Origin of the sequence: Schaalia odontolytica, from assembly GCF_002847525.1 — a bacterium.
Classification (GTDB): domain Bacteria; phylum Actinomycetota; class Actinomycetes; order Actinomycetales; family Actinomycetaceae; genus Pauljensenia; species Pauljensenia odontolytica_B.
Genome location: NZ_PKKM01000006.1, coordinates 1 through 13,354, shown reverse-complemented (window position 1 = coordinate 13,354; position 13,354 = coordinate 1). Strand labels below are relative to the sequence as shown.

11 protein-coding genes and 1 rRNA gene are annotated in these 13,354 nt (G+C 65.0%); 3 read left to right on the top strand and 9 right to left on the bottom strand.

All coding sequences use genetic code 11. The annotated features are described in order from the left end of the window. Nucleotides 1–2: 2 nt before the first annotated feature. Nucleotides 3–473, bottom strand: a complete 471-nt coding sequence (gene rimP / locus CYJ22_RS05055; protein WP_034497234.1) for a ribosome maturation factor RimP — start codon at nucleotides 471–473, stop codon at nucleotides 3–5. 71 nt (nucleotides 474–544) lie between these two features. Here rimP and CYJ22_RS05050 point away from each other — a divergent pair, with 71 nt between their 5' ends. Beyond that, a complete protein-coding gene (locus CYJ22_RS05050) occupies nucleotides 545–1,549 on the top strand; it encodes a hypothetical protein (protein ID WP_101601580.1) in 1,005 nt (334 codons plus the stop codon). 89 nt (nucleotides 1,550–1,638) lie between these two features. Here the strand turns inward: CYJ22_RS05050 and CYJ22_RS05045 are convergent, their stop codons facing one another. Both CYJ22_RS05045 and CYJ22_RS05040 read right to left on the bottom strand, forming a co-directional pair. Next, nucleotides 1,639–2,688 carry a 3-isopropylmalate dehydrogenase gene (locus tag CYJ22_RS05045; RefSeq protein WP_007590338.1) on the bottom strand — a complete coding sequence of 350 codons (1,050 nt, stop codon included), beginning with the start codon at nucleotides 2,686–2,688 and terminating at the stop codon, nucleotides 1,639–1,641. A gap of 144 nt (nucleotides 2,689–2,832) precedes the next feature. Further along, on the bottom strand, nucleotides 2,833–5,091 hold the full coding sequence (locus CYJ22_RS05040; protein WP_101601744.1) for an exo-alpha-sialidase: 2,259 nt from the start codon (nucleotides 5,089–5,091) through the stop codon (nucleotides 2,833–2,835). Between the two features lie 393 nt (nucleotides 5,092–5,484). Between CYJ22_RS05040 and CYJ22_RS10170 the strand changes: the two genes are divergently transcribed. Further along, nucleotides 5,485–5,640 carry a hypothetical protein gene (locus CYJ22_RS10170; RefSeq protein WP_165782127.1) on the top strand — a complete coding sequence of 52 codons (156 nt, stop codon included), beginning with the start codon at nucleotides 5,485–5,487 and terminating at the stop codon, nucleotides 5,638–5,640. Nucleotides 5,641–5,754: 114 nt separating this feature from the next. On the opposite strand, the gene ilvC is transcribed toward CYJ22_RS10170, so the two are convergent. From ilvC to CYJ22_RS05025, 3 genes are read right to left on the bottom strand one after another with little or no spacing between them, the layout of a single operon-like run. Continuing rightward, nucleotides 5,755–6,780, bottom strand: coding sequence for a ketol-acid reductoisomerase (gene ilvC / locus CYJ22_RS05035; protein WP_101601578.1), 1,026 nt, complete (start codon nucleotides 6,778–6,780; stop codon nucleotides 5,755–5,757). Nucleotides 6,781–6,782: 2 nt separating this feature from the next. Next, nucleotides 6,783–7,295 (bottom strand): acetolactate synthase small subunit, encoded by a 513-nt coding sequence (ilvN, locus tag CYJ22_RS05030; RefSeq protein WP_003792759.1) that lies wholly within the window; start codon nucleotides 7,293–7,295, stop codon nucleotides 6,783–6,785. Then, nucleotides 7,295–9,061 (bottom strand): acetolactate synthase large subunit, encoded by a 1,767-nt coding sequence (locus CYJ22_RS05025; protein ID WP_101601575.1) that lies wholly within the window; start codon nucleotides 9,059–9,061, stop codon nucleotides 7,295–7,297. Before CYJ22_RS05025 ends, ilvN begins: the two co-directional genes overlap by 1 nt. A 403-nt stretch (nucleotides 9,062–9,464) precedes the next feature. Here CYJ22_RS05025 and CYJ22_RS05020 point away from each other — a divergent pair, with 403 nt between their 5' ends. Further along, a complete protein-coding gene (locus CYJ22_RS05020; protein ID WP_243390463.1) occupies nucleotides 9,465–10,988 on the top strand; it encodes an aspartate:alanine exchanger family transporter in 1,524 nt (507 codons plus the stop codon). A gap of 537 nt (nucleotides 10,989–11,525) precedes the next feature. Here the strand turns inward: CYJ22_RS05020 and CYJ22_RS10165 are convergent. From CYJ22_RS10165 to rrf, 3 genes are all read right to left on the bottom strand, one after another. Continuing rightward, the gene (locus CYJ22_RS10165; RefSeq protein ID WP_007590318.1) at nucleotides 11,526–11,681 is read right to left on the bottom strand and encodes a hypothetical protein; all 156 of its coding nucleotides are present in this window, start codon (nucleotides 11,679–11,681) and stop codon (nucleotides 11,526–11,528) included. Then, nucleotides 11,678–12,973 carry a threonine/serine ThrE exporter family protein gene (locus CYJ22_RS05015; protein WP_101601572.1) on the bottom strand — a complete coding sequence of 432 codons (1,296 nt, stop codon included), beginning with the start codon at nucleotides 12,971–12,973 and terminating at the stop codon, nucleotides 11,678–11,680. Before CYJ22_RS05015 ends, CYJ22_RS10165 begins: the two co-directional genes overlap by 4 nt. Nucleotides 12,974–13,262: 289 nt before the next feature. After that, nucleotides 13,263–13,354 (bottom strand): 5S ribosomal RNA (gene rrf / locus CYJ22_RS10440); the annotation flags it as partial.

Sequence of the window (13,354 nt, the reverse complement as noted above, 5' to 3'; positions counted from 1 at the left end):
TCCTACTTCCCCGTTCCAAAGTCGACGCGGGAGCGCGCCTTCCTCATGTCCTGATAGTCAATGGTAGTCGTTTCACCGTCAACATCGATCGTTGCGCTGGTCTCGTCTGCGGCAACGACACGTCCGGAGACGTAGCCACCGGCGCGCAGCTTGATGCGCACGAGACGTCCGATCTGTCGCATCCAGTGTCCGACCTTCGTCAGCTCACGTTCGGCCCCGGGAGTCGACACTTCCAGCAGGTATTCACCGTCGATCGGATCCGCTGCATCCAGGGCTTTCGACACGGCGCGGGACACGTCCGCGAGCGTGTCGGAGTCGATTCCGTCGGCGCCAATGGGCGCTTCGACGATGACCCGCAGGAGCGGCATCGCATCGGAGCGTGAGCGGGTCACTGAGTCCAGTTCCAGTCCCGACTGTGCGACCACGGGAGCCAGCAACTCCTCGAGCGGTCCCTCTGACGTGGACGATGCCATATGCGCCTATCTTTCTCTCGCGTACGCGGGTCAGTTCCCTATCCTACCCGGGGGTGTGGGATGATGCGGGTGTGCGTTTCGCAAAACTGACTTTGACCACACATCGTCTCCCCAGCCTCATCGCGACCGGAGCGGCGCTCGTTGCGCTGTCCGCGTGCTCGTCCTCGTCTTTGCCGACTCTGTCCGGTTTTGACGCGGTGCGTGACCAGGCCGCGCGCACGGAGTCTGCGGCATCCGATCGGGCGACCCAGCTCGCCGAGGTCGCGACGGACTGTGCGTCCTGCTCGGCGGCTCTGCGCGCCGTCGCGTCGGCATCGGGCGAGCGACTCGAGGCGCTCGGCGGACTGTGGGATCCGTGGGGCGGGGCAACGCCCGAGGGCCAGTCCGCTCCGGCAGCAGTATCCGAGGCACCTACCGACGTCTCGGCGTACGTGTCGTGGCTGGCACGCACGGCCACGCGCGACCTTGAGATCGCCGCCAACCCGGACAAGACCTCCGCAGAAGAGGCACGCACGCTCGGCGCCTCGGCGCTCGGACGCTACGCGAGCGCCGTGACGCTCGCCCAGGCGTACGGCATTGAGCTGGATGCTGGCCTGGACCAGGCCCTTCTTGTCAATGACCGTGTGAACGCAGCCTCGCGCCAGGGTGTCCAGACCTGGTCTATTGATCTCTTTGATGCACCGGCGCTAACCTCGTCGTTCGCACCCTCCGGCAAGAACCTGGCTGCCTCGCAGGAGCTGTCGGCTGCGGTCGCGACCTGGGACTGCACGGCGTCAACTCTGCCGAAGGCCCAGGTGAGCGCGGGTACCCTGACCGACGCCTACGCCGTGTCGGGCGAGCTTTTGGTGCGCGCAGACGTCGCCCTGCGCGCCGGTGCGGCGGATATGCGTACGCCTCGCTGCGACCTTGGTTTCCTCGATGCCCCGTCCCTGGCCGTGAACTTGCTGGCAGCAGACGCCGCGATGTTGACCAGCGACTCCGCTGATGTGCGCGCAGCGGGGGCCAGTGCGGCGATGGCAGACATTGAACAGTGGGCGCCTCGCACGACGCTGCCTGCCCTGATCGGCACGCGCTGAGAATCGCCACCAGCGCCGAGTAGGCGCTCCGTCATACACGCAACAGGGCCGCTCCCCATCCGGGGGCGGCCCTGTGTCATTGCCTGGGCTCAGACCCTGGCTGCGATGTCGTCACCGATCTGGGAGGTGGAGCGCACGAGCGGCGTTCCGGCCGCCGCGGCCTCGGCACGCGCTGCCATGTCGGCGTCGATCGCCGCGCGCACACGCTCGGCTTCCTCGGCGAATCCCATGAAGTCGAGCATGAGCGCGACCGAGGAAATGGTCGCAGTCGGGTCCGCCTTGCCCTGCCCCGCGATGTCGGGGGCGGAGCCGTGCACGGGCTCGAACATGGAGGGGAACTCACGCGCGGGGTTGAGGTTGCCGGACGCGCTCAGGCCAATGCCACCGGTGACGGCCCCGGCCTCGTCAGTGAGGATGTCGCCGAAGAGGTTGTCGGTGACGATGACGTCGAAGCGGCCCGGGTCTGTGACCATGTAGATGGTGGCGGCGTCGATGTGGCAGTAGTCGACGCTCACGTCGGGGTATTCCTCCCCCACCTCGTCGACGATGCGGCGCCACATGTGTCCGGCGTTGACCAGGACGTTGTGCTTGTGGACGAGCGTGAGGTGCTTCTTGCGCGAGGCGGCGGCCTCGAAGGCGTAGCGCACGACGCGCTCGACGCCGTAGGCAGTGTTGACGCTGACCTCAGTCGCGATTTCGTGGGGGGTGCCCACGCGCACGGCCCCGCCGTTGCCGCAGTAGAGGCCCTCGGTGCCTTCGCGCACGACGACGAAGTCAATGTCGCCGGGGTTGGCCAGGGGGCTGGGCACGCCCTCGTAGTACTTCGAGGGGCGCAGGTTCACGTAGTGGTCGAGGGCGAAACGCAACTTGAGGAGCAGACCGCGCTCGAGGACGCCGGAGGGCACGGAGGGGTCACCGACCGCACCAAGCAGGATGACGTCGTGGTGCTTGATGGCCTCGAGGTCCTCATCGGTGAGGGTGTCGCCTGTCGCGTGCCAGCGCTCGGCACCCAGGTTGAAGTGGGTGGTGGAGTAGTCGATGCCCTTGTCCGCCAGGACGCGGTCCAGGACCTTGAGGCCTTCGGGGACGATTTCCTTACCGATGCCGTCACCGGGGATTACTGCGATGTTCAGTGTCATGTCTCCATCTTCCCCCGCGTCTCCCCCGCGCGTCCGGGTGGTTCCAACCCGTGGTCTCTTTGGGCCGTGACGTCCCCCATAGACGAGGCCGGGGCCGGGAGGGCACTCACGCTCCCCCGGCCCCGGCCGAGACATCAGGTCAGATCAGATCCACGCACCCGAGGATGCGAAGTAGTACCAGCGACCGTCGATGGTCTGCCATCCGGTGACCATGTGGCCATCACCGGCGAAGTAGTACCAGGTGGAACCGATGTGCTGCCAGCCGGTGAGCATGGCGCCCGAGGGGGCCAGGTAGTACCAGCTGCCGGCGTGCTGCCAGCCGGTGCGCATCGCACCGGAGGCATTGAAGAAGTACCAGGTGCCGTCGACCTGGGCCCAACCGGTGGCCATGGCGCCGGTCGCGGGATCCAGGTAGTACCAGCTACCGGCGTCCTTGAGCCATCCGCTCACGCGGGCACCGAAGCCGTTGTAGTAGCTCCACGTGCCGCCCTGGTTATCCCATCCGGTAACCATCATGCCGTCCGCGTCGAAGCGGTAGGTGGCATCGCCGATGGTGATCGTCTGGTTCATCGCATAGCTGGAGTCCTCCAGCTGCCACTTCCAGCCCGAGCCGGTGTTCACCCAGTGCGCGGGGGTCACCGCGGGGGCGGGCTCGGGGGTGGGCTGCGGTTCCGGAGTCGGATCCGGGGTGGGCTGGGGTTCCGGAGTCGGATCCGGGGTGGGCTGCGGCTCGGGAGCGGGCTCCTCGCCGGGATCGGTCAAGCCAAGGTAGGCAGCGTCCACGCGCATGAACTCGATGTTCTTGTAGCCGCCGGACTCATACAGCAGGCCCCAGGTGCCGTCACCGAGGGGGTGCAGCGTCGAGTAGGCCATCTCGCCGCTCTCGAAGACCTTGCCGTCGTTCCAGGTGAAACCGTCGTCGTAGGACACGCGGATGGTGCCGTTGGCGCGGGCGCTGGAGGAGTCGGCGTTCGAGAAGAGCAGGACGCGAGCGCGGGCGGAGCCCTCGGGGGCATCCGGGTAGGCGCGCACGATGGAGGCGTTGTTACGCGGGTCCGTCAGGTCCCAGTTGTGGCGGAAGGGACCCCAGGTCTGCCCGCCATCGTAGGAGATTGCTTCGAGGCGCTGACCGGCGGTGCCCTGCGTGCGCGAGTTGAGGAGCAGGCGACCGTCGGAGAGCTCGACGACCTTGTTTTCGTCGGCACTGCCCTCGGTCGGTGCGCCGGGCTTCCAGGTCACGCCGTGGTCGTCGGAGTAGACGGAGACGGCCATGAGCGAGGTCGTTCCGGAGTTGGCAACGGCGTACTGCTGGATGAGGCGGCCGGCGTGGGCGCCGTAGCGCAGCTGGATGCCTTCACCGGAGGAGGCGAAGCGGGTGAACCACTGTCCTTCGTATCCGGCGGTCACCTGGTCGGTGATGGTGCGCGGGTTCACCCAGGTTTCGCCGTTGTCGTGGGACTCGACGACGTGGGCGTGCAGGATGTTACGGGCCGCGGGATCGGTGCCCAGCTGGGACTGGAAGAGGCCGGCGTCGTAGGACTTGACCGAGAACAGGAAGATCGTTCCGGTGGTGCGGTCCACGACGAAGGAGGGGTCGGAGTAGCCGATCTTCTCCGCACCGGGGGTTCCGGCGAGGGCGGCCTTGATGGGGGTCCAAGACTTACCGCCGTCCTTGGAGATGCGGTAGACGATGGAGTTGGCCTGGGGCGCATCCTGACAAGTGTTGGGGCGACCGTCCCACGAGGCGATGATCCAGCCATTGTTGGCGGTGGTCAGAGCGGGGATGCGGTGGCAGCTAAATCCTGCGAGGCCGGGGGACGCGAGGCGAACCTTGTCACCAATCGCGTAGTCATGCGGGGTTTCCAGCGGATCCGGGGCCGGGGGACGCTCGCCCTGGGCGACGGTCACCGGGTCGGCGTTGGCGGTAATGCCACCGGCGATGACGTCGGTGCCGTTACGGTCACGGGTGGCCGCCCACGTGGTCATCGGGGTGAAGGTGCCGGCCGCAACGTCGTCGGCGGTCACGGTGTGCGTGGCGGTCGTGCACTGCTTGGTGGTGTGCGCGGCGAGGTTGTGCCAGCGGCAGTTCGGAGCGCCGGTGGTGAGGACGCCGGACAGGTTCGAGTCCACCGGGAAGACGGTGAGCGCGCTGTCGGTGTTGTTGGTGTAGGTGACGGTGATGGTGATCAGGTCACCTTCGTACACCTTGTCTCCGTGGGAGTCGGTGCGCGTGACGGTGACGGTGATGGGGGCCGAACCTTCGTCGGTTGCCGAGGCCGTCACCGGAGCAGCTGCACCGGTGTCACTGGTCGGGGTCGCGAGCGCGGGAACCGAGAGAGTCGCGCACAGCAGCACGGCTCCCGAGGCAGCCGCGAGGGCGCGCCCGTAGTGGCGGAGGGTCATCATTGGTCCTTCCGATATGGGTTGTCAATCAGCGGTCAGTGAGTCATGACTCACTATCCACGAGATTCATCATACAAATTTAGATGCTCGCTAACCAGTTATAGGACAGACAATTTTATCAACGTCTAGGACAATTACCTTAGAACTATCAAGATTCATGCATGACCGTCAGACTCCCACCCCACAACAGTCCAAGATGCTCAGAACCCTCACCCCGCACCGCACAACAACACCAACCCCTCCCCCGTCAAACAAACCAACCCAACAATCAACACACCTCACCTGGACAGACTGACCAACATCAAGCAGTGGAACAGACCATAACTAGTTGCCCAGCAATCACTTACCTGTAAACTAGTTCTGTCAATCAGTCTTTCGTAGTAAGGAATGAGCGTGCGCCCCTCCCGTCGAACTCTGACACGCGTCGCGTCAGCCGCCGTCGCCTCCCTCGTGATCGTTGCGCCGATCTCCACCGTCTCCAACGCAGACGCCCTCTCCCCCGCTCCCCTTCCCTGGGTAAACGGCGCGGACGAGGCACCGGCGAACTGACCCCGCGGAAACCCTGCCAAACGTAACCGCGCCTGTGAGCACAAAAGAGCCCCGACCTCGTCCCACATTGGGAACGAGGCCGGGGCGTGACGCTATCCGAAACGGAGAGCGAGATCAGCGCGCGGCGCTGCCCTCGGTGTAGTCCTCGTCGGAGTCGGTCCAGCCGAAGGCCTTGCGCAGCTTCTGGCCGGTCTTCTCGATCGGGTGGGCCTCTTCCTCGGCGCGCAGCGCCTTGAACTCGAGGGCGCCGTTATCCTGATCGGCGATGAACTTGCGGGCGAAGGTGCCGTCCTGAATGTCGGCCAGAACAGCCTTCATGGCCTCCTTGGAGGACTCGCCAATGACGCGCGGGCCGGAGACGTAGTCGCCATACTCAGCGGTGTCAGAGCAGGACCAACGCTGCTTGGTGATGCCGCCCTCGTTGATGAGGTCGACGATCAGCTTCATCTCGTGGCAGACCTCGAAGTAGGCGATCTCGGGCTGGTAGCCAGCCTCGACCAGGGTCTCGAAGCCGGCCTGGATCAGGTGGGAGACGCCGCCACACAGGACAGCCTGCTCGCCGAACAGGTCGGTCTCGGTCTCTTCGGTGAAGGTCGTCTTGATGACGCCGGCGCGGGTGCCGCCGATGGCCTTCGCGTAGGACAGGACGAGGTCCCAAGCCTGGCCGGAGGCGTCCACCTCAACGGCGACGACGTCCGGGGTGCCCTTGCCCTGGGTGTAGGTCTCGCGGACCTTGTGGCCGGGGCCCTTGGGGGCGACCATGACGACGTCGTGGCCCTCGGGGACCTCGATGTAGCCGTAACGGATGTTGAAGCCATGCGCGAAGAGAAGGGCGGCACCTTCCTTCAGGTTGGGGGCAACCTGCTCGGCGTACACGTAGCGCTGGACCTGGTCGGGCAGCAGCAGCGAGACGACGTCGCCCTCGGCGACGGCCTCGGCCACGTCCTTGACCTGAAGGCCGGCGGCCTCAGCCTTGGCCCAGGAGGAGGAACCGGGGCGCAGGCCGACGACCACGTCAACTCCGGAATCCTTCAGGTTCAGCGCGTGCGCGTGACCCTGCGAACCGTAACCAATGATGGCAACCTTCTTGGACTGGATCAGCGACAGGTCTGCGCCGTCGTCGTAGATGATTTCTGCCATTTTCATTTCTCCTTCAGTTGATCCGTGATCGAGCGCGACCCGCGGCCGATAGCCACGGCGCCCGACTGGACGAGTTCGGTGACGCCGTAGGGCTCCAGGGCCCGCAGCAGCGCCTCCAGCTTGGATAGGGAGCCGATCGATTCGATGACGACCGACTCGGGTTGCACGTCGACGACGTGTGCGCGGAACAGGTCCACGATCTGCAGGACCGAGGTACGACGGGTCTCGTCAGCCTGGACCTTCATCATGAGCAGACGCCGTTCGACGGAGTCTTCGGGTTCAAGCTCGACAACCTTGAGGACGTTGATGAGCTTGTTGAGCTGCTTGACCACCTGCTCGATGGGCGCGGAGTCTGCGTCCACGATGATGGTCATGCGGGAGATCTCCGGGTGTTCGGTCTCTCCCACGGTCAGCGACTTGATATTAAAGGCGCGGCGGGCGAAAAGCGCGGCGACGCGAGTGAGCACGCCGGGCTTGTTTTCGACCAACACGGCCAGAGTGTGACGATTCGTCATCAGTCTTCCACCTCCCAGTCGGGCGCCATGCCCTTGGCGTAACGAATCTCATCGTTGGACACGCCCGCGGCGACCATCGGCCAGACCATCGAGTCCTTGGAAACGCGGAAGTCAATGAGAACGGGGCGATCGTTGATCGACATGGCCCATTCGATGGCCTCGTCGACCTCGTCGATGGAGCGAACGGTGCGCGCGGCCATGCCGTAGGCCTGCGCGAGCATCTCGAAGTTGGGGATCTGCTCGCCCTCGACGGGGTTGAGCGTCGTGTTCGAGTAGCGCTTGCCGAAGAACAGGGACTGCCACTGGCGGACCATGCCCAGCACCGAGTTGTTGATGAGGGCAACCTTGATCGGGATGTTGTTGATCGTGCAGGTGGCCAGTTCCTGGTTGGTCATCTGGAAGGAACCGTCACCGTCGATCGCCCACACGACCTTGTCGGGGGCCGCGACCTGGGCGCCCATGGCTGCGGGGATGCAGTAGCCCATGGTGCCGGAGCCGGAGGAGGAGATGAAGCTGCGCGGGTTGTCCAGCGTGATGAACTGCGCGGCCCACATCTGGTGCTGGCCCACGCCCGTCACGTAGATCGCCTCGGGGCCAACCTTGTCGGAGAGCTTCTTGAGGACCTCCTGGGGCGCCGTCATGCCGTCTTCGGGCTCAGCCCATCCGATCGGATACTTGGTACGCAGTCGGTCGAGGTAGCGCCACCATCCGGAGATGTCCGCCTTGTTGTCCGACGAGGCCTGGGCGATTTCCTCGGTGAGGATCGGCAGGGCGGTCGCCAGGTCTGCGACGATCGGGATGTCGGCGTGGCGGTTCTTCGAGATCTCCGCGGCGTCAATGTCGATGTGCACGACGGTGGCGCGGGGCGCGAAGGAGTCGAGGCGGCCCGTCACGCGGTCGTCGAAGCGGGCGCCGAGCGCCACGATCAGGTCGGCGCGCTGGAGGGCGCCGACAGCGGCCACGGTGCCGTGCATGCCGGGCATGCCGAGGTTGTGGCGATCGGAGTCAGGGAACGCGCCGCGGGCGGTCAGCGTGGTGACAACGGGGGCATTCGTGACCTCGACGAGGTCGGCGAGAGCGTCGGTGGAGCCCGAACGCACGATGCCGCCACCCACGTAGAGCACGGGAGCCTGAGCATCGGCGATCGCACGGGCAGCCGCGCGCACCTGCTTCATGTTCGGCTTGTCCGCGACGCGGTAGCCGGGCAGGTCGAGGGCGGGAGGCCAGGAGAAGTCCATCTCGGCGACCTGCGCGGACTTGGTGATATCCACGAGGACCGGGCCGGGGCGACCGGTGCCCGCGAGGTGGAAGGCCTCGGCCAGGCGCGCGGGGATCTCCGCGGGATCCGTGACGAGGAAGGAGTGCTTGGTGATGGGCATCGAGGCGCCGACGACGTCGGCTTCCTGGAAGGCGTCGGTTCCGATCAGGGATGCGCCGACCTGGCCGGAGATCACGACGATCGGGACCGAGTCCATGCAGGCGTCGCCCAGGGCCGTCAGTACGTTGGTGGCGCCGGGGCCGGATGTCACGATCGCGCAGCCAACCTTACCGGTGGCCAGGGCGTAGCCTTCGGCGGCGTGGCCCGCGCCCTGCTCGTGACGGACAAGAATGTGGCGGATGGACGTCGACGCCAGCAGCGGGTCGTAGGTCGGCAGAATTGCGCCGCCGGGCATACCGAACACGTCGGTAACGCCCAGGGCCTCGAGGCTGGCCACGATAGCCTCGGCTCCGGTCATGCGGGTGGTGTTGGCGGTGTCGCTCACCATTCGTCCTCTCAATCGTTGGGACCGTCTCAAAGAAAAAACCCCGTCAGGTCCGGCAGATGCGCGGATGCGGGGATTTCGGCGTGCGATCCATCCTCACGTTACACGGCAGGCATCGCACGCCCGGGTACGATGACCAGGGCGAGGATTCCAATTCCGCGAACGTCGAGCATGTATTTACCGTATCTTGCCTGAGCTCTACGCTCCGCGTCATCTCATTGTGCGGACCTTTGGGTTCTGATCGCCATCTAGGACGATGGACTGAGATGCACAGCACGTATTACTGGTTTAATTGACTCATACCTCATATCACAATCCACAACACGGAGATTTCATCGTGCACCAGGTGTTCGAGATTCTGAGCGAACAGCCAGTTCTGTTCCTCTTCCTTCTCATCGGTATAGGCATGGCGTTCGGCCATGTGAAAATCAGGGGCATTAGCCTCGGCGCCGCCGCCGTTCTGTTCTTTGCCATCGCGTTGGCTGCGTGGGCGCAGTCCTACGACATCGAGCTGCGGGTCACCCCCCAGCTGGGCACTCTCGGCCTGACGCTCTTCACGTTCGCGATCGGCATCAACTCGGGTGCGTCGTTCTTCCACAACTTGAAGACCGCCGTCGGCCCGATTCTGTCGATGGTTGCCCTCTACGGCATCACCGCCACCGTCGGCCTCTACCTCGGTAAGGCCATGGGTATGGACGTTCCGCTCATCGCCGGTACCTTCGCGGGTTCGGTGACGAACACGCCCGCTCTGGCCGCTGCCGGCGAGGCCTCCGGCGATCCAGCACGTGCGACGGTCGGCTACTCGATCGCCTACCTCTTCGGCGTCATCGGCATGCTGGCAGCTTCGATGGCTGCACTGCACTACGGCCGCAACGATAAGGATGCCCCCTCTCCCCTGTCGAACCGCACGATCCGCGTCGAGCGCGACGACCACCCCTTCGTTGGCGACATCTACGAGAAGCTCGGTGAGAAGGTCTCCTTCTCCCGTCTGCGCCGCGGCGAGACCGGCCCGATCACCCGTCCCCAGATGTCCGACACCCTGGATCCTGGTGACCTCGTGACGGTCGTCGGCCCCCGCGAGCTCGTCGCACGTGCGGCAACGGAGCTCGGCCACGCGTCCTCTCACTCCCTCATGCAGGATCGCTCCTACCTGGACTTCCGTCGTGTGACGATCTCCAACCCGAAGGTCGCCGGACGCACGGTCGCCTCGCTCGGTCTTGCCAAGGAGTTCTCCGCGACTATCTCGCGCGTGCGCCGCGGCGACGTCGACATGGTCGCCGAGCCGGGCCTCGTCCTCCAGGAGGGGGACCGTGTGCGCGTCGTCGCCCCCACGTCCAAGATGGCTGAGATTACGAAGTTCTTCGGCGACTCGTCCCGAGGCCTCACGGACCTCAACCCGATCGCCCTGGGCATCGGCATGGCGCTGGGCATCGCAATCGGCGAGCTGCCGATCCTGACCCCCTCCGGCGAGTACTTCTCGATCGGTTCCGCCGCTGGCACGCTCATCGTGGGCCTTATCTTCGGCCGCGTCGGCCGCATCGGCCCCATTGCGACGGCTCTGCCCTTCACGACCTGCCAGGTCATGGCTGAGCTCGGCCTGCTTATCTTCCTCGCGCAGGCGGGTGCCAAGGCAGGCGGCCAGATCCTCGAGGCCTTCGAATCGGGCGCCTGGATCCGCATCTTTGCTCTCGGTGTCGTCATGACATCGATTATGGCGGTCGGCCTCTACTGCACGATGCGATGGGTGTTCAAGATGGGCGGCACGAAGCTTGCCGGTCTGCTCGGTGGCGCGCAGACGCAGCCCGCCGTCCTCGCTTTCGCGAATGGCCGTACCAACGCAGATCCTCGCGTGTCGCTCGGTTACGCGCTGGTCTACCCGGTGGCCATGGTCGGCAAGATCATCGTCGCTACGGTCCTGGGCGGCATGTAGCGGCAACGTCTCCCGCGGGTTCGAACCCGCGACGCAATGGGGCTGGCCCTTTCGGGTCGGCCCCATTCGCATGCCTCGATCCCCTCTCCCGAGCCCGTACCGGGCACCGCGCCGCTCATGTGGAGGCCGTGGCCCGCACGAGCTGCAAGGCCGAGCTGCGCTACACGCAGGCGGTCACGGGGGTACCAAAAGCCGACACGTGGCCTGCTAGGCCTGGCTGCAGTGCCCGTGGGCGGTGGCGGGGCCTGGTAGCCAGGAACCAGAGCCTGACTTGCCGCGCTCAGCTGATCAATCCTCGCGGCGTCGCCTTTGTTCCGGGCACCGCATGGCCTGCCCGCCCGCTCGTCGCCCGCGCCGCGAGCTGCGCTCGGCGCGTCGCCTCGAAGCCCGGCCAGGCCCCACAGGCCCTGCGGCGCCCTCCACAAGGGCGACGCTTGCTCAGTACGTTGTCGTGGCCCTGTATACCTGCCAACTCGGCCTACGCACAAACGAAGCCGCGACCGGTTTCCCGGCCACGGCCTCGTCAATGAATGAGCGTCAGCGCGAAATCAGCGCGACGAGCACTCGAGCGGTCACCGCCGCCACGCACACGATTGCGATGTTGCGGCCGACGGCGCGAATCTCGTCGCGGTCGATCTCGTACTCAACCTCAAACGACGGCGGCTTCAGGCCCGCTTCGATCTCGAATTTCATGCGTGCTCCTCCTCGTATTCCCACAGGTTCGGGACTCGTTCTTGCTTCTCGACGAGCCAGTTCTTATCCGTCAGCATACGGGAGAGCGCGAGGCCCATGCCGATCGCGACGATCGTGAACATGACCGTGAAGAGCGCGGCGAGCGCATCGTCGATCTGCTGGTTGTTCAGGTAGGTCAGAGCACGATAGAGCGGCACACCGGGGATCATGATGACGACAGCAGGCACGGACAGGGTCACGCGCGAGAAGCGCGTCCTGCGGGCCACGAAGACGGCGAGAAGGCCAGCTGCGAGCGCGGCGAGGCCGACGGCAGCCGGGGCAGGAACGCCGAGTTCCAGGTGCAGGGCGATACGAGCGGTGTTGATAGCGGCACCGATGAGCGCAGCCGTCGCACACACGCGTTGCGGTGAATTGAAGAGCATCGCAAACCCGTATGCAGCAACAAAGCTAGCGAGGAAGCGCAGAAGGTAGTGCAGCCATGGAACGAGCGATACACCGTACTCGGGCGTCACAGACCAGCCGAAGACAGCCGAGATCGCCCAGACAGCCACGCCCGCTGACATGACGAGCATCGTCACGTACACGAGGCGACCGACGCCACCTTGGAAGTCTTGTCGCACCAAATCGATCAGGCCAGTCACCAGCGGGAAACCGGGGACCAGGAAGAGCAGCGCGGAAATAAAGCCAGCCTGATGCGTGGACTCGATGCCGAGGAACTGTTGAGCGGGAGCAACCAGCAAAATGTAGATCATCGCTGCAAGGGCACCGCACGCCATCCACACGCCGAAGTGGTTCATGTGGCGGATCAGCATCTGACGACGCAATGCCTGTCCGAAGAAAGACGCGACAGCGACAGCAGAGCACTCGACCCATCCCCCACCGTTGAGGAATGCAAACGCCGCACAGGCGAGGCCTGAGGCAAGCGCGTTCGAGAACCAGTCATAGAGGCCGGGAACCTTCGCGATCTTGTCCAGCTCGTCCGACACATCCTCGACTCGCACAGACTTGCCGTGCAGGGACGCCACGTAGTTATTAATACGGTCAATCTTGTCAGCGTTAACGCCCATGAGGCGCTGCTCAGCGAGCTCCGTGCGGAAAGTTCCGTTCGCATACGCGGTCGCGATAATCTCCGTGTACGTGACCTGTGCTCGGTGCTCAGAAATGCCGACGGCGCGTGCGAGATCAGCCATTGACTTCTTGACGCGATAGGCGCTCGCGCCAAACGACAGCAGCATCTGGCCGAGTCGGAGAACAACCTGGGACTGATGAGCAAGGCGATCGTGCGCCGCCATGCGCTGAGCGAGAACCTCGTCTTTGGGACCGTGATGGTGAGGCCCGTGCGGATGTGGAGAAGTGACCATGGGAATAGCATCGCACGCGTAGCGCCGTTATGTGGGCGACGTTGGTCCGTGACGTGTGGTTTTTCATCTAGTGGACACACGCGGAGATAAAACGCAGACGGATACGCCACCGCTGCGACACGATTAGCTGCGTCAGGCGCGCACCACGAAGTCGGCCGGTGAGGAGATAATGCGCGAAGGGCCTCATCCGTGTGGATGAGGCCCTTCGGTTTGAGGTGTGTTGTGGCGGTGTCCTACTCTCCCACAACCTGGCGGTTGCAGTACCATTGGCGCTGCCGGGCTTAGCTTCCAGGTTCGGAATGGAGGCTGGGC